Origin of the sequence: Candidatus Pantoea gossypiicola (assembly GCF_008632075.1) — a bacterium.
GTDB lineage: Bacteria > Pseudomonadota > Gammaproteobacteria > Enterobacterales > Enterobacteriaceae > Pantoea > Pantoea gossypiicola.
Map to the genome: position 1 here is coordinate 186,380 of NZ_VWVM01000007.1, position 15,847 is coordinate 202,226.

The following is a 15,847-nucleotide window of genomic DNA, read 5'->3' on the forward strand; positions in this document are numbered from 1 at the left end:
GGCAAGGTGTCAGTTTTTCAGGTGACGACTGGCTAAGCGGACCGCCAGCGCCGCTGCACCGGCTAAGGTTGCGAGCGCAACGACGCCATTCCAGCCCCAGTGGGCCAGCGCCAGACTGCCCAGCGCCGCTCCGGTCGCCATACCGATAAACACCACGGTAAACAGCAAGGCATTCAGGCGACTGCGTGCTTCTGGTGCCAGGCCATAGACCAGCGTCTGATGCGCCACCAGCGTGGCCTGCACGCCTAAATCAAAGCCGATGGTACAAACCACAATCAGCGCCAGCTGCGCGGGCATGGGCAATAACGGCAGCAGAAACATCAGTGCAAAAGAGATCGTCACCAGCGCGGCACCGGCCTGCGTCACCCTTGCCGGACCAATGCGGTCAGCGAAACTGCCCGCCAGCGGCGCTGCCATAGCGCCTGCTGCACCGGCTAACCCAAACGCTCCGGCCACGGCACTGTCGAGATGAAAGCGGTCGCTAAGCATTAACGCCAGCGTCGACCAGAAGGCGCTGAAGGCGACCGATAGCAGACCCTGAGCCAGCGCAGCGCGGCGCAGCGTCTGATGGTGACGCCACAGATGCACCAGCGACAGCAACAGGCGCGGATAGCTCACCGAAGTACCGGGTGCAAAGCGCGGCAACACCCGCCACAGCGTCAGCGTAATCAGTAGCACCGCCAGCGCGGCGATCATATACAGGGTGCGCCAGCCGAAATACTCTGCTACGACGCCGCTGACCACCCGCGACAAGAGGATGCCTACCAGCAGCCCGGTCATCACCGTGCCGACGATTTTACCCCGCCTGTGTTCCGGGGCCAGCGCCGCCGATGCGGGCACAATATCCTGCGCCACGGTGGCGGTCAGCCCGGTAATAAAACTGGCAACCAGCAGCGCGCTGAGTCCGCCGGAAAAGCCACACAGTAGCAGCGCTGCGACCAGCAGTAAGCCTTTGATAAAGATAATAGTGCGGCGGTCGTGACGATCGCCCAGCGGAGCCAGCAGCAGAATACCCAGTGCATAGCCCGCCTGAGTCAGCATCGGCACCATGCCGACTGCGCCGATACCCGCATTGAACTCCTTACTGATGATATCCAGCATCGGCTGGCTGTAGTAAATCGATGCGACGCTGAGCCCGGCTCCGGCGGCCAGGGTAAACACCAGCGGCGTGGAGAGCGATTCATTTTGCGTCTGAGTCTGTATGGCTGACATGCTGTAATCCTCGTCATTTCGTGCAACCATTAAAGCGCATCACGGTTATACGCGGTAGACTGATACCAGACAAAACCGTTATGCGTGGTACGTATGAACAACTCTAACAGCAGCGATCGCATCGACCTGATGCAGACGTTTATCCGTATTGTCGAGAGCGGTAGCTTGTCCGCCGCCGCGGCCCAGCTCGGCACAACACAGCCTACCGTCAGCCGTCGCTTACAGACCCTGGAGCAGCGGCTGGGCCTCAAGCTGATCCTGCGCACCACTCATGCGCTGAAGCTCACCGATGATGGCGAACGCTGCTACGCCCAGGCACGGCAGCTGCTGGCGACCTGGCATGCACTGGAAGATGAGCTGACCGGTGCCAGCGATGACCCGGTCGGTACGCTGCGGGTTCGTGCGCCGCACGCCTTTGGTCAGGATCAACTGATCGCGCCGCTGGTGGACTATCTGCACCGCTATCCCCGCCTCAATATCGAGTGGATGCTGAATGACCGCACGCCCGACTTTATGGCGGAGAACGTGGACTGCGCCATTCAGGTCGGTGCGCCCACCGATCCCTCGGTCGTGGCGATTCTGCTGGCCGAAGTGCCGCGCATTGTGGTGGCGGCCCCGCACCTGCTGGCGCAGCATCCGCCGATAGAACGGGTGGAACAGCTGCGCGATCTGCCGTGGCTGGCGCTGACCAGCTTTTACCGTAATGAAGTGGCGTTGCAGAAGATTGACGACGGCCAGCCGGTGAACCTGGCGATTACGCCCCGGCTGAGCAGCGACAGTTTATATGCGGTGCGCAAAGCGGCACTGGCCGGGATGGGGGCGGCGATTGTCTCTTCGTGGGCGGTGCAGGACGATCTGACTGACGGCAGTCTGGTTCAACTGATGCCCGCCTGGCAGGCCCCGCCGCTGCCGGTGTGGCTGACCTATCCCTGGGCGAGTTACTACCCGGCCAGGCTGCAACACTTTTTTGCCATGATCAAAGAGGTGATGCCGCAGCTGGCGGGCACGCGCCCGGCGTCGAAGCCAGCAGGTCGTTCAGGGGGAGCAGAGCGGAAGGGATAAAGCAGGCGACCGCCTCAGCGGGTCGCCAGGTGATAAATTACTTTTTATCGTAGCGCGACATCTTGTCCAGCCAGCCCATCACAAAGGCCGAGAGCACGAAGGTCAGGTGGATAATCACGTACCACATCAGCTTATCATTATCGACGTTGCGCGCTTCCATAAACACCCGCAGCAGGTGAATCGAAGAGATGGCCACGATAGAAGCCGCGACTTTGTTTTTCAGCGAGCCGGAGTCCATCTTGCCCAGCCAGCTCAGCTTCTCTTTGTCTTCGTCGATATCAAGCTTGGAGATAAAGTTCTCATAACCCGACAGCATCACCATCACCAGCAGGCCGCCCACCAGCGTCATATCCACCAGCGACAGCAGCCGCAGGATCAGATCGTTTTCCGCAATGCTGAAAATGTTGGGCAGCAGGTGGAAAATTTCCTGGAAAAATTTAATGGTCAGCGCCAGCAATCCCAGCGAAAGTCCAATGTAAACCGGAGCCAGCAACCAGCGCGATGCATACATCAGGTTTTCGGTAAAACGTTCCATACAATCCCACGAATAATCAAACAGGTCCGGAAGTATAACCGATCCACTGTGAAGTTATTTCAGCCCTTCGTCAGAAATTTCAGGGACCGGCGGCAGCGGCAGTGAAAGACGAAATGCCGCGCCACCTTCGGGTCGGTTCTCTGCCCAGATCTGGCCGCCGTGGCTCTCGACAATGGTTTTACAGATTGCCAGACCCAGCCCGACGCCCGGCACCGCCGACTCTTTATCACCGCGCCAGAACTTATCGAATATCCGGGTTAAATCCTCTTCCGCAATGCCCGGTCCGCTGTCCCAGACCGCAATCTCCAGCCGTGTCGCAGCACGCCAGGCGCGGATTCCACGCGGCGCGCTGTTACCGGCATACTTCAGGCTGTTCTCAATCAGGTTGGTGAAGACGCGTTCCAGCAGCGTGCTGTCGCCTTTAATCAGCACGATGTCATCCGGCAGATCGAGCTGAACCTCATGCCCTTTCAGCGACGGTGCCATGCTGCTCAGCGCGCCGCCGATCACCTCTTCCAGCGCCAGCCACTCTTCACGCAGGTTGAGGCCGCCCGACTGAATGCGCGCCATATCCAGCATGTTGCTCACCAGCCGGATAGTGCTCAGCGTCTGCTCGCGGATCTGGCTGGCCTGCGGCACATATTTTGAGTTGTCGCTGGCCAGGTCGAGCATCAGCATTTCCGCCTGGCCAAACAGCACCGTCAGCGGGGTGCGCAGGTCGTGCGACAGCGCCGACAGTAGCGCATTGCGCAACTGCTCTCGTTCCGCCGAAAGCCGGGACGCCGCCTCGCTGTGCGACAGCGCCATCCGCTCCAGGGCGTTGGCAATCAGTACCGTAAAGGTTTCTACCAGCCGCTGCTGTTCAGGGATCATCAGCTGACGCAGGTTCTGCGGCTCCACCACCAGCAGACCCCGGCAGTGCGCGCCGCTTTTCAGCGGCAGGATCTGATAGGGCACCGCCGGTAAGGTATCGGTGCCCGCGCCCGCAGGCTGGCCTTTGCTGTAACTCCATTTCGCAATGGCGCGATCCGGCTCGCTGGCCGGTAACGCCTCGCCCACGGGTTGCAGCTCGCCCTGCTCATCCGGCAGCAACAGCAGGCAGCGCGCCTGTAGGGTGGCATCCAGCACCCGCTGGCTGGTGGCGGCGATATCCTGCGGCGTCAGCGCGCTGCCCAGCGATTTCGCCATCTCATAGAGCTGGCGCGCCCGCTGTTCGCGGTAGCGCGCCACCCGCGCCTGATAGCGCACCCCGGCCGTAAGGTTGCCGACAATGACGCCCACGGCCAGCATCACGCCAAACGTCACCAGATATTGCAGGTCGGAGACCGCCACCGTGCCGGTGGGGGCCACAAAGAAGAGGTCGAAGGCGACGATATTCATCACCGTGGCGATCACCGACGGCCAGCGGCCATAGCGCAGCGCCACGATCACCACCGCCAGCAGGTAGATCATCACGCAGTTGGCGGGATCGAAATTGATCAGCACCGACTGTCCGGCTGCGGTGACGACGATGCAGAGCACCAGCGCCATCATCACGCCGCGCAGCTGAATGCGCCATTTGTCACTGGTGACGCGGCCTTCCGGCAGCGGATGCGGCGCATCCTTCAGCGGCTCATCCAGTGCGACGACCAGCAGGTCGAGATCGGGGCCGAGCTGGCCCAGCCGTTCGGCAAAACTATCACGCCGCCAGCGCCGCTGCGGGCGACGGCCAGTGACGATTTTGCCCAGGTTATGCTCGCGGGCGTAGCCCAGCACCGCTTCCGCTTCATCCGGTTCCGAGAGCGTAGCCGTTTCCGCCCCCAGCTCCTGCGCCAGCTGTAAGGTGCGCAGAATCGCCCGCCGCCGCGCTTCCGGCAGCCGGTTAAGCCGGGGCGTTTCGACATAGACCGCGTGCCATTCACTGCCGAGCCGTGCTGCCAGCCGGGCGGCGGTGCGCACCAGCTTTTCACTGCCGCTGTCATCACCAATGCAGAGCAGGATGGCATCGCGGGTGTGCCAGACGCGATCCCGCCCCTGCTGATCGCGCCAGGCACGCATCTGGTCGTCCACCCGATCGGCGGTGCGACGCAGGGCCAGCTCACGCAGGGCGAAGAGGTTACCTTTGCGGAAAAAGTTTTCGATGGCGCGTTCCGCGCGGTCGCCAATGTAGACTTTGCCCTCTTTCAGCCGCTGCCGCAGGTCGTCGGGCGGCAGATCGACCAGCACCACTTCATCGGCGCTGTCGAAAAAGGGATCGGGCACGGTTTCGCGCACCTGAATGCCGGTGACGCCGCCGACCACATCGTTGAGGCTTTCAAGATGCTGCACGTTCACAGTGGTCAGCACGTCGATGCCCGCTTCCAGCAGCTCCTCGATATCCTGCCAGCGCTTGGGATGGCGCGAGCCCTGCACGTTGGTGTGCGCCAGCTCATCCATCAGGATCACCGCCGGATGGCGGGCCAGCGCGGCATCAAGATCAAACTCCGCATGACGCGAGCGGCCGGTTGCGCGCCGCGGCAGCAGGGTTAAGCCTGTCAGCAGTTGCGCAGTTTCCGGCCGCTCGTGGGTTTCTACCACGCCAATCAGTACATCCAGACCCTGCGCACGCAGCCGCTGTGCCTCCTGGAGCATGGCGTAGGTTTTGCCCACGCCCGCACAGGCACCAAAGTAAATCTTCAGCTGTCCGCGATGACTCTCGCGGTTAGCCTGCAGCAGCGCGTCGGGATCGGGACGCTGGGGTTCGTGGTTCATCGCTTCCTTAGAGCCTATGCCAACAGGCGTAATTGTTGCAGACAGTCTGGACACGGACAGCGCGGAACAATCCGTAGTACACGTAGTACGTGAGGATGACTCGCTGCGCTCGCCCCTTCAGGGCCGCCCTGACAGGCGTTCAGGTTGCTAAAGCAGCCTGTGTGAGCACTGCCCAGGTTCAGACTGACAAATAAAATAGCCTGATGGGATAGGCTCTTAACACCATTACAGTTCGTTGAGCGCCATGTTCAGCTGCAGCACGTTGAGGGTCGGCGTGCCGAGGAAGGGCATCAGCGGACGATGCGTCATCTTTTCAATCAGCGCCTCGACCTGCGCGACCGGCACGTTGCGGCTGGCAGCGACACGCGGAGCCTGCCACAGGGCAGCCTGGGGCGAAATATCCGGGTCCAGCCCGCTGGCGGAAGCCGTCACCAGCTCCACCGGCACGGCTGCAGGTGCCTGTGGGTTGGCGGCCCGCAGCGCCGCGACGCGGTCGGCGACCGCTTTATCCAGCGCCGGGTTGCTGGCGGCCAGATTGCTGCCTCCTGAGGCCAGCGGGTTATAAGCTTTATCACTGGTGGCTGAAGGACGCCCCCAGAAATAGCCGGGCTGGGTAAAGTTTTGCCCAATCAGCGCGGAGCCGTGCGCCACGCCATCTTCTTCCAGCAGTGAGCCATTGGCCTGGGCCGGAAACAGCCACTGCGCCAGTCCGGTGGTGAGGAAAGGATAAACCACGCCGGTAACAAGCGTAAGCAGCAACAACAGTAAAATTGCCGGACGTAACTGACTCATTTTTTTCTCCTCAGGCCATGCCTGAAAGCACTAACAGCAGATCGATCGCTTTGATGCCGACAAACGGCACCAGCAGCCCACCCAGACCGTAAATCAGCAGATTGCGGCGCAGCAGCGCAGCGGCACTCAATGGGCGGTAGCTGACGCCTTTCAGGGCCAGCGGGATCAGGAAGATAATCACCAGGGCGTTAAAGATCACCGCCGACAGAATCGCGCTGGCGGGCGAATGCAGCTGCATCACGTTCAGCATGTTGAGCTGCGGATAGGTCGCTGCAAACGCCGCCGGAATAATGGCGAAATATTTTGCCACGTCGTTGGCGATACTGAAGGTGGTCAGGGAACCGCGCGTCATCAGCATCTGTTTACCGATGTGCACCACTTCCAGCAGTTTGGTCGGGTTCGAGTCGAGATCGACCATGTTGCCCGCCTCTTTTGCCGCCTGCGTACCGGAGTTCATCGCCACCGCCACATCCGCCTGCGCCAGAGCAGGCGCATCGTTGGTGCCGTCACCGGTCATCGCCACTAACCGTCCTTCTGCCTGATACTGGCGGATCAGCGCCAGCTTGGCTTCCGGGGTCGCCTCGGACAGGAAGTCATCCACGCCCGCTTCCGCCGCAATGGCCGCGGCGGTCAGCGGGTTATCACCAGTGATCATCACCGTTTTAATGCCCATCTTGCGCAGTTCGGCAAAACGCTCTTTGATGCCGCCTTTCACGATATCTTTCAGCGCCACCACGCCCAGCACGTTAGCGCCCTCTGACACCACCAGCGGCGTGCCGCCACTGCGTGCCACTTCTTCCACCTGCGCATTCACTTCGGCAGGGAAACGACCGTGGTTCGCTTCGATATGGCGACGCACTGCATCGACCGCACCCTTGCGGATCAGCCGGTCCTGCACGTTCACGCCACTCATGCGCGTCTGGGCTGAGAACGGAATAAAGCTGGCACCCATGCTGCTGAGATCGCGCTCACGCAGATTAAAGCGCTGTTTCGCCAGCACCACGATACTGCGGCCTTCGGGTGTCTCATCGGCCAGCGAGGCGAGCTGCGCGGCGTCAGCCAGCTGCTCTTCGCTGACGCCCGGCGCGGGCAGGAACTGGGTCGCCTGACGGTTACCCAGCGTGATCGTACCGGTTTTGTCGAGCATCAGCACATCCACATCGCCTGCGGCTTCCACCGCACGGCCACTGGTCGCAATGACGTTCGCACCCAGCATGCGGCTCATCCCCGCCACCCCAATCGCCGACAGCAGGCCGCCGATGGTGGTCGGGATCAGACAGACCAGCAGCGCTACCAGCACGGTGATACTGACCGGCGTACCGCCCCATGCGGAGAATGGCCAGAGCGTGACGGTCGCCAGCAGGAACACGATGGTCAGTGACACCAGCAGGATAGTCAGGGCGATCTCATTCGGGGTTTTACGGCGTTTCGCGCCTTCCACCATAGCGATCATCCGGTCAAGGAAGGTTTCGCCCGGGTTGGCACTACAGGTGATCACCAGCCAGTCAGAGAGAATACGCGTACCGCCGGTCACGGAGGCGAAGTCACCACCTGACTCACGGATCACCGGTGCAGATTCACCGGTAATGGCGCTCTCATCCACAGAGGCACCACCCTCTATCACTTCACCATCGCAGGGAATAATGTCGCCCGCTTCGACCAGCACCGCATCGCCTTTGCGCAGCGCATCGGCACTGACCTGCTGCCACTCCGCGCCATAGCGCGCCGCTGACAGTTTTTTGGCAAAGCTGGTCTTTTTGACCCCTTTCAGGCTGCTGGCCTGCGCTTTACTGCGCCCCTCTGCCAGCGCCTCCGCCAGGTTGGCGAACAGCACGGTGAACCAGAGCCAGAGCGCAATCGCGCCGGTAAAACTGGCGCTGCCGCTGATGCGGCCGGACAGCATTGCCAGCGCCAGCAGCGTGGTCAGCACGCTGCCGAGCCAGACCACAAACATCACCGGGTTACGGAACTGTACCCGGGGATCGAGCTTTTTCACCGCATCCCAGGCCGAGGTACGCAGCAGGGCTGCGTCAAATAACGCCTGTTGTTGACGACTCATGAGGATTGTCCCTGAACAAGTTGCAGATGCTCAGCCACCGGGCCCAGCGCCAGAGCAGGAATAAAGGTCAGTGCACCCACCAGCAGCACTGTGCCGATGAGTAAGGCAATAAACAGCGGACCGTGGGTTGGCAGCGTGCCGTTACCCACCGGCTGCACTTTTTTCACCGCCATCGCACCGGCTATCGCCATCACCGGAATGATGATGCCGAAGCGGCCCAGCAGCATGCAGACCGCCAGTAGCAGGTTCCAGAACGGCGTGTTAGCACTCAGTCCGGCAAAGGCGCTGCCGTTGTTGTTGGCCGCCGAGGAGAGGGCGTAGAGCACTTCGCTGAAGCCGTGAATGCCGGGATTCGCCATTGCGCTGCGACCAGCGTCGGTCATCATCGCCAGCGCGGTGCCGATCAGCACCAGCGCCGGGGTGACCAGAATCGCCAGCGCGGTCATTTTCATCTCCCACACATCGACTTTTTTACCCAGGAACTCCGGGGTACGGCCAATCATCAGTCCGGCGATAAATACCGCCAGCAGGACAAACAGCAGCATGCCGTAGAGACCGGCACCCACGCCGCCAAACACCACTTCGCCCAGCTGCATCAGCCACATCGGCACCATGCCACCCAGCGCAGTGAAGGAGTCATGCATGGCATTTACCGCACCGCAGGAGGCCGCGGTGGTAATGACCGCGAACAGGCTGCTGTTAAGAATGCCAAAGCGCGTCTCTTTGCCTTCCATGTTGACGGCGCTGTCGGCCCCCAGCTGGAGGAAATGCGGGTTGCCCTGCAGCTCGGCCCACATCACGACGGCGACCGCCGCGACAAACATTAGCGTCATCGCCCACAGCAGCATGTGGCCCTGCCGACGATCGCGCACGCTTTCGCCAAAGGCGAAGCAGAGCGCGGCCGGGATCAGGAAAATGCTCAGCATCTGCACCAGGTTGGTCAGCACCGTCGGGTTCTCAAACGGATGGGCGGAGTTGGCGTTAAAGAAGCCGCCCCCATTGGTGCCCAGCATTTTGATCGCTTCCTGCGACGCCACAGGGCCCATCGACAGCGTCTGCTGTACGCCTTCCAGCGTGGTAAAGCTGTGGTAAGGCGCGAAGTTCTGAATGCTGCCCTGACTGACAAAGAACAGCGCCATCAGCAGGCTGATCGGCAGTAAGACATAGAGCGTGATGCGCGTCAGGTCGCGCCAGGCGTTACCCAGGGTCGCAGAGCTGCGATTAGCGAAACCCCGGATCAGCGCAAACGCTACGGCGATCCCGGTTGCGGCAGAGAGGAAGTTCTGCACCGTCAGGCCCACCATCTGACTGAAATAGCTCAGGGTGCTTTCGCCGCTGTAGGACTGCCAGTTGGTGTTGGTGACGAAGCTCACGGCGGTGTTGAGCGCCAGATGCCAGCTCAGGCCAGGCAGCTGCTGCGGATTCAGCGGCAGCGAGCCCTGCATCAGCAGTATGGTCAGCAGCACCACGAAGCCCAGCGCGTTGAACAGCAGAATCGCCAGCAGGTAGTGCGGCCAGCGCATCTCCGATTGCTGCGCGCCCAGCAGTCGCCACAGCGGTGCTTCAAGACGGGCAAACACTGGCTTGTCGGCCACTAATGCGGCCAGACCCCGGCCAAACGGCTGCGCCAGCACCATCAGCAGCACCAGATAAAATGCGATGAGTAAAAAAGCATTGGCCGCCATCAGAAGGCCTCCGCATTTAACAGGGCATAGATCAGATAGCCCAGTAACAACACCACCAGCACAATGCCGGTTATTACGCCCACGCTCACAGGAACCTCCAGAGGATTGGATTTATGGCTTAGCTTGCGCGGAGGCGTATAAAGAAGGGGTTAAAATGCAGCGGGCAGGCGTAAAAATAGTGTAAAAATGGCGAAAAATCAGGCGACTTCCAGCGCCCAGATCCGATTGAGATCGACGTTGCCCCATAGCGTACTGTCCTCTGCGCCCACAATGCTGTCGGTGCAGAAACTGTCGCCGAGGTCGAGCTCCTCCGGTTTCACTTCACGCTGAGCGTGCAGCGACCAGAAGACGTGCACACAGGGACGCATCAGCGACTTTTCCCCCGCTTTCACCACCAGCGCCACCCGGCCGGAGGCCAGACGGACCAGCGAACCTACCGGATAGATGCCGATAGTGCGCACGAAGGTGTGCAGCAGGCCCGGATCGAAGTGGCCGCGCCAGCTCAGCATCTGGTGCATCGCCTCTGCCGGTGTCCAGCCGTTGCGATAGGAACGGGTTGAGGTGACTGCATCGTAGACATCACACACCGCCGCCATCCGGGCGTAGAACGAAATCGCTTCTCCTTTCAGGCGATGCGGGTAGCCGCTGCCATCATATTTTTCATGATGATGCAGGGCGATATCGAGCAGATCGTCATCGGCGTCGGCTTCAATCAGCATCTGCGTGCCCACCACCGGATGCTCGCGCATAATCCTGAACTCCTCTTCCGTCAGCTTGCCCGCTTTGTTCAGGATCGCCAGCGGCACAGCGGCTTTGCCGACATCATGCAGTAAACCGCCCATGCCCACCCGACGCAGCTGCTGCTCATCCAGCCCGAGTTTTTTACCCAGCGCAATCATCAGCCCGCAGACCGCCATGGAGTGCAGATAGGTGTAGTCATCATGATTTTTCAGCCGCGCCACGCTGAGCATCGCTGAGGGTTCACGCGTGATCGAGCTGGCGATTTCATCCACAAGATCCATCATATAATCGAGCTTCAGGCCGTTACCCAGCCGCGCTTCGTTAAACATCGCCAGTACTTTCGGTTTGCCCTGCTGAAAGATCAGCTGTGCCTGGTCCATCTCCTGAAAAAAGGGGGTGCGGCCAATGGTTCTTTTCGCGATCGAGGTGGCGATCGGTGCCTGCACGGATCGATCAAGGTCGATCCAGAGCTGGCGGATCCCTTCACTGCGTAACGTGGCAATTTGTCGTGGATCGGTGATCAGCATCTGATTATGAATGCGCTGGTCCTTTATCCACCAGACCTCCAGCTTGTGGATAAACATCCCTGGCCGCAGTTCATCAATGGTAATCAGCTTTATCACGCTATCACTCCTTACGATCAGCGGGTAGTAAGGTGATATCGGCAGCTGGACAAATATTCTTCAGGCTGTTTTGTGCGGAGGCAGCGTGCGGACAAGTGGTCAGAGGAGAGGCATCCTGCCTCACGCTCTGTGCAGCATGGTTAAGTCATTGTTGCCGTTACACTACGCGGGTGAGCGCAGGCTCTCCACGGGCAATCGCCAGCATGTTCTCAAACACCAGGTCCGCCATCGCCGCCATGGTTTCGCGGGTGCTGCTGGCGATATGTGGCGTAATCACCACATTGTCGCGCTGGCGCAGGGCGTCAGGCACCTGCGGCTCCTGTTCAAACACATCCAGTCCGGCACCCGCGATCTGCCCGGTTTCCAGCGACGCCACCAGCGCCTGCTGATCCACCACACTGCCGCGTGCGATGTTAATCAGATAACCCTGCGGGCCCAGCGCCTGCAGCACATCCGCGTTAATGATGTGACGCGTTGCGGCCCCGCCTGGCAGCGTGAGCACCAGAAAATCGGCCTGCTGCGCCAGCGCCACCAGGCTCTCATGCCGGGTAAAGGGTACGTCGGGACGTGAACGCGGGTTGTAGTAGTGAATCTGCATATCAAACGCCTGCGCACGTCTGGCTACCGCCTGGCCGATATTGCCCAGCCCGACGATGCCGCACACCTTGCCGCCGATTTTGCTGCTCAGCGGAAAGCGCCCCTGCGACCAGTACCCGGCGCGCGTGAAGCGATCGGCCTCACTGATGCGGCGCGCCACATCCAGCAGCAGCGCCATGCCCAGATCGGCGACGCAATCATTCAGCACCTCGGGCGTGTTGGTCACCACAATGCCGCGCGACCGGGCGGCTTCCGTATCAATGCTGTCATACCCGACGCCGTTACTGCAGATCGCTTTCAGGTTGGGCAGCGCGGCGATCAGCGCGGCGGGTGCGCCCATTACCGCATTTCCGCTGGTAACCAGTATGTCGATATCTGCACCCTGTTCAGTCAGAAAGGCTGCCTCATCCTCCGCCTCCCACAGTCGAAAGGCGGTGAACGCGTTTTCGATATTCTCAATCAGCTCGGGTGGCAGAAACTTACCTTTTATCAGCACCTTATATTGCTTTAATGCCATCTTCTTTCTCCTGATTATTACAGGCCGCCGGGCGAGCGCGCTCATCGCCCACGCGTTCAATCGGTCCCATCACCAGCAGGAACAGCAGCGCCGCGACCACGCAGTGTGCCGCCACAAACGCCAGTCCGATGCTGTAGCTGCCGGTCAGCCCGACGATGATGCCGAACAGCAACGGCGTGGTGAAACCGGCGATATTGCCGATGCCGTTAAAAATGGACCCCGCCAGACCCACTGCCTCTTTCGGCGCAGTATCGCTGATCACCGTCCAGGTGCCTGCGCCCGCCGCGATGCCTTTGCCGAAAAAGGCGAAGGACATAATGGCGATGATGCCGCCATTACCGGGAATAATCGCCGCCAGCACCAGGCTCGACGCCATCAGCATGCCGACGATGTAGGGTGTTTTACGCGCCCAGGAGACGCTCCAGCCCCGGGCAATTAATTTGTCTGACAGGTAACCGCCGCTGATCCCGCCGAGAAAACCAAACAGCGCCGGAGCAATGGTGGCGAATCCCGCCTCCATAATGTTCATGCCGCGCGCCTGCACCAGATAGATCGGGAACCAGGTAATGAAGAAGTAGCTGAGCGCAATGATGCAGTACTGACCAAGATAGGCGCACCACAGCATGCGATTGGTGAACAGCTTTCTGAACATCGCTTTGCTGACCGGTGGCCGGGCCTTTAGCGTCTGCGCCGCGTCGATATCCACCAGCGCCCCGCCATCGATGATGTGGCGCAGTTCACTTTCCGATACGCCGGGATGGTTGCGCGGCTCGCGCATCCAGGCTGCCCAGACAAACACCGCCAGCAGGCCGATGCCGCCCAGCACAAAGAACGGCCACTCCCAGCCGAAGCGCGACACCAGCCAGCCTGACAGCGGTGAGAAAATGGCGACGGCAAAATATTGCGCCGAACTGAACAGCGATGATGCCCGTCCTCGCTCAGCACCAGGGAACCACATAATCACCACGCGCGCATTAGCGGGAAAGCTGGGTGCCTCAATGAGTCCCAGCATAAAGCGCAGACCAAACATCAGCATCAGCGCGCCGGTCATGCCGCTGGAGAATTCGCCCACAAATCCCATCGCCAGTGTCGAGACCGACCAGAGCGCCAGCGTGACGCCATACACTTTTTTGGCTCCGAAGCGGTCAAGGAACAGTCCGCCGGGGATCTGACCGATAACGTAGGCCCAGCTGAAGGCAGAGAGGATCAGTCCCAGTTGGATCGCTGACAGGCCGAACTCCTCTTTGATCGCCGATCCGGAGATCGAGAGGATCGAACGGTCGGCATAAGCCACGACCGACAGAAACAGGATCAGGCAGAGGATCCCGATGCGGACATGCGTTGTCCGTTGAGGCGTTGGGTCTTTAGTCATGAGCTGAATTCCTTAAAAAGCGGCAGGTTGTGCCACGAGGTTTTTTTCAGGAATAACGCTGAGATTTCCCGCTTCTGGAAATATAGATAGGAGGCTAACTAAGGGTCATTGTGCGGATGTTGAGATCGTCTGGTCCGAATAAACGATTTTCTGGCAACTGCCACAACTGCCCGTGCGGCGCTGCACAAAAGCGCGAAAAGCTGCGGCGCTTTGCCGCAGAGTGTGCGCCCGATCGGGGTTTTAACCGACGCTGACAGCTATGACGCGGCAATTTCACGGCAAAATGTGGCGACGCTAGCAAGTGTGAAAAGGGCCGGTTGTCAAAGCTGACGGCAGTTCTTAAGCTGCAAATGATCCTGCTTTTCTATTTTTAGAATAAATGAAAAATCCATTCCATCCGGTAACCTCTGGAGTCCGCAATGAAAAAACGTGCATGGGCATTACTCTTTCTGCTCTCTCTTTCCACGTCAGCGCTGGCAGAGAAGATTGGCGTCTCGATGGCCTATTTCGACCAGAATTTCCTGACCATTATTCGCCAGTCGATTGAAAAAGAGGCGAAAGCGCGTCAGCTGGATGCGCAGTTCGAAGATGCGCGCGGCGACGTCGGCCGTCAGACCGATCAGGTGCAGAGCTTTATCAGCGCCGGAGTGGACGCGATTATTGTCGATCCGGTCGACTCCGCCAGCACCCCAGCGCTGACGAAACTGGCGCAGCAGGCGCACATTCCGCTGGTCTACGTTAACCGCACGCCCGGCGACAAAACCCTGCCACCGGGCGTGGTGTTCGTCGGATCTGACGAGCGCGAATCGGGCACATTGCAGATGGAGGCACTGGCAAAACAGGCCGGTTACCGTGGCAATGTCGCCATCATGATCGGTAATCTCAGCGATGCGGGCGCACTGCAGCGCACCCGGGATGTGGAGCAGGTGGTGGCAAAGTATCCCGACATGAAAGTCGTGCTGAAGCAGACAGCCAACTATGCGCGCAATGAAGGCATGGATTTAATGCTCAGCTGGCTGTCGAACGGCGAACAGATTGATATTGTCGCCGCCAACAACGACGAAATGGCGATTGGCGCGACGATGGCGATTGCGCAGGCGAAGCCGAAGAAGACCATTCTGGTGGGCGGTATTGATGCCACGCCGGATGGCCTGAAAGCGCTGGCGAGCGGCAAACTGGCGGTTACGGTTTTCCAGGATGCCGTGGGTCAGGGCAGAAAATCGGTTGAGGTGGCGCAGCAGATGATCAAAGGCCAGAAAGTAGCGTCCCATCAGTGGATCCCGTTTGAGCTGGTCACGCGGCAGAATATGCAGCAATACAGCACGAAAAATCCGTGATGCCGAACGGCGCGGCCGTGTGCTCGCGCCGTTTATTACGCGTCGTTAAGCAGCTTCGCCATCATCACGACATCGCGCAGCTGCCCGTCACGCAGGGCGGCCTGGCGCTTCACCCCTTCCCGCTCAAAGCCCAGCCGCTGATAGAGCCGCAGCGCCCGGTCGTTGTCGTGAAATACCTCCAGCTCCATACGGGTAATGCCCAGCCAGTTGCGGGAATAGTCCATCGCGGTACGGATCAGGCGTTCACCGACGCCGCGTCCGGCAAAGTCAGGATGTACCCCCAGCCCAAAGCTGATGCAGTGGCGGGTGCGCGGCTTACTGTCGACAAACAGCGTCAGTTCACCAGCCAGCACGCCGTCGATTTCGGCGACAAAGGCGATAAAGCCCTCGGCATCCATTCTGGCAAATTTTTTCTCCCAGAGGGCGACGCTGGGAAACGGCAATTGCAGTGTCCAGGGGTAAACGTCCGGGTGACTGTAAAGCCGCTGATAAGCGGCAGCATCCTGCGGTTCCCGTGCCCGTATGACAATTTCCATATTTTCTCCTGTTAGCCGAATGGGGTTCATGCACTAAGCTGTAGCTCTT

The 15,847-nt window shown here is 60.2% G+C and carries 13 protein-coding genes; 2 read left to right on the forward strand and 11 right to left on the reverse strand.

The window, feature by feature from the left end:
• Positions 1-9: 9 nt before the first annotated feature.
• A complete protein-coding gene (locus F3I20_RS11470; RefSeq protein WP_150037577.1) occupies positions 10-1,212 on the reverse strand; it encodes an MFS transporter in 1,203 nt (400 codons plus the stop codon).
• A 93-nt stretch (positions 1,213-1,305) separates the two neighbouring features.
• Between F3I20_RS11470 and F3I20_RS11475 the strand changes: the two genes are divergently transcribed.
• Positions 1,306-2,274, forward strand: a complete 969-nt coding sequence (locus F3I20_RS11475) for a LysR family transcriptional regulator (RefSeq protein ID WP_150037578.1) — start codon at positions 1,306-1,308, stop codon at positions 2,272-2,274.
• A 37-nt stretch (positions 2,275-2,311) separates the two neighbouring features.
• On the opposite strand, the gene F3I20_RS11480 is transcribed toward F3I20_RS11475, so the two are convergent.
• From F3I20_RS11480 to F3I20_RS11520, 9 genes are all read right to left on the reverse strand, one after another.
• The gene (locus tag F3I20_RS11480; RefSeq protein WP_150037579.1) at positions 2,312-2,809 is read right to left on the reverse strand and encodes a TIGR00645 family protein; all 498 of its coding nucleotides are present in this window, start codon (positions 2,807-2,809) and stop codon (positions 2,312-2,314) included.
• Between the two features lie 54 nt (positions 2,810-2,863).
• Positions 2,864-5,539 carry a two-component system sensor histidine kinase KdpD gene (gene kdpD, locus F3I20_RS11485; RefSeq protein WP_150037580.1) on the reverse strand — a complete coding sequence of 892 codons (2,676 nt, stop codon included), beginning with the start codon at positions 5,537-5,539 and terminating at the stop codon, positions 2,864-2,866.
• 225 nt (positions 5,540-5,764) lie between these two features.
• Positions 5,765-6,331, reverse strand: a complete 567-nt coding sequence (gene kdpC, locus F3I20_RS11490) for a potassium-transporting ATPase subunit KdpC (RefSeq protein WP_150011286.1) — start codon at positions 6,329-6,331, stop codon at positions 5,765-5,767.
• 10 nt (positions 6,332-6,341) lie between these two features.
• Positions 6,342-8,390, reverse strand: a complete 2,049-nt coding sequence (kdpB, locus tag F3I20_RS11495; protein ID WP_033734363.1) for a potassium-transporting ATPase subunit KdpB — start codon at positions 8,388-8,390, stop codon at positions 6,342-6,344.
• Positions 8,387-10,075: a potassium-transporting ATPase subunit KdpA gene (gene kdpA / locus F3I20_RS11500; RefSeq protein WP_150037581.1), complete on the reverse strand. Its 1,689-nt coding sequence runs from the start codon at positions 10,073-10,075 to the stop codon at positions 8,387-8,389. Before kdpA ends, kdpB begins: the two co-directional genes overlap by 4 nt.
• Positions 10,075-10,164 (reverse strand): K(+)-transporting ATPase subunit F, encoded by a 90-nt coding sequence (kdpF, locus tag F3I20_RS11505; RefSeq protein WP_010253443.1) that lies wholly within the window; start codon positions 10,162-10,164, stop codon positions 10,075-10,077. The genes kdpA and kdpF overlap by 1 nt, the downstream gene beginning before the upstream one ends.
• 108 nt (positions 10,165-10,272) lie before the next feature.
• Entirely contained in the window at positions 10,273-11,439 is a 1,167-nt protein-coding gene (locus F3I20_RS11510) for an HD-GYP domain-containing protein (RefSeq protein WP_150011289.1), read from the reverse strand.
• 157 nt (positions 11,440-11,596) lie between these two features.
• Complete coding sequence (locus tag F3I20_RS11515; protein ID WP_150011291.1) at positions 11,597-12,553, reverse strand: 2-hydroxyacid dehydrogenase; 957 nt, start codon at positions 12,551-12,553, stop codon at positions 11,597-11,599.
• Positions 12,534-13,925, reverse strand: a complete 1,392-nt coding sequence (locus tag F3I20_RS11520; protein WP_150037582.1) for an MFS transporter — start codon at positions 13,923-13,925, stop codon at positions 12,534-12,536. Before F3I20_RS11520 ends, F3I20_RS11515 begins: the two co-directional genes overlap by 20 nt.
• Positions 13,926-14,344: 419 nt before the next feature.
• Between F3I20_RS11520 and F3I20_RS11525 the strand changes: the two genes are divergently transcribed.
• On the forward strand, positions 14,345-15,262 hold the full coding sequence (locus tag F3I20_RS11525; RefSeq protein ID WP_150037583.1) for a sugar ABC transporter substrate-binding protein: 918 nt from the start codon (positions 14,345-14,347) through the stop codon (positions 15,260-15,262).
• Between the two features lie 35 nt (positions 15,263-15,297).
• Here the strand turns inward: F3I20_RS11525 and F3I20_RS11530 are convergent, their stop codons facing one another.
• Positions 15,298-15,798: a GNAT family N-acetyltransferase gene (locus F3I20_RS11530; protein ID WP_150037584.1), complete on the reverse strand. Its 501-nt coding sequence runs from the start codon at positions 15,796-15,798 to the stop codon at positions 15,298-15,300.
• Positions 15,799-15,847: the final 49 nt, after the last annotated feature.

Coding starts and splice junctions, on each gene's coding strand:
- F3I20_RS11470 (WP_150037577.1), bottom strand. CDS start 1,212: ATGTCAGCCATACAGACTCAGACGCAAAATGAATCGCTCTCCACGCCG.
- F3I20_RS11475 (WP_150037578.1), top strand. CDS start 1,306: ATGAACAACTCTAACAGCAGCGATCGCATCGACCTGATGCAGACGTTT.
- F3I20_RS11480 (WP_150037579.1), bottom strand. CDS start 2,809: ATGGAACGTTTTACCGAAAACCTGATGTATGCATCGCGCTGGTTGCTG.
- kdpD (WP_150037580.1), bottom strand. CDS start 5,539: ATGAACCACGAACCCCAGCGTCCCGATCCCGACGCGCTGCTGCAGGCT.
- kdpC (WP_150011286.1), bottom strand. CDS start 6,331: ATGAGTCAGTTACGTCCGGCAATTTTACTGTTGTTGCTGCTTACGCTT.
- kdpB (WP_033734363.1), bottom strand. CDS start 8,390: ATGAGTCGTCAACAACAGGCGTTATTTGACGCAGCCCTGCTGCGTACC.
- kdpA (WP_150037581.1), bottom strand. CDS start 10,075: ATGGCGGCCAATGCTTTTTTACTCATCGCATTTTATCTGGTGCTGCTG.
- F3I20_RS11515 (WP_150011291.1), bottom strand. CDS start 12,553: ATGGCATTAAAGCAATATAAGGTGCTGATAAAAGGTAAGTTTCTGCCA.
- F3I20_RS11520 (WP_150037582.1), bottom strand. CDS start 13,925: ATGACTAAAGACCCAACGCCTCAACGGACAACGCATGTCCGCATCGGG.
- F3I20_RS11525 (WP_150037583.1), top strand. CDS start 14,345: ATGAAAAAACGTGCATGGGCATTACTCTTTCTGCTCTCTCTTTCCACG.
- F3I20_RS11530 (WP_150037584.1), bottom strand. CDS start 15,798: ATGGAAATTGTCATACGGGCACGGGAACCGCAGGATGCTGCCGCTTAT.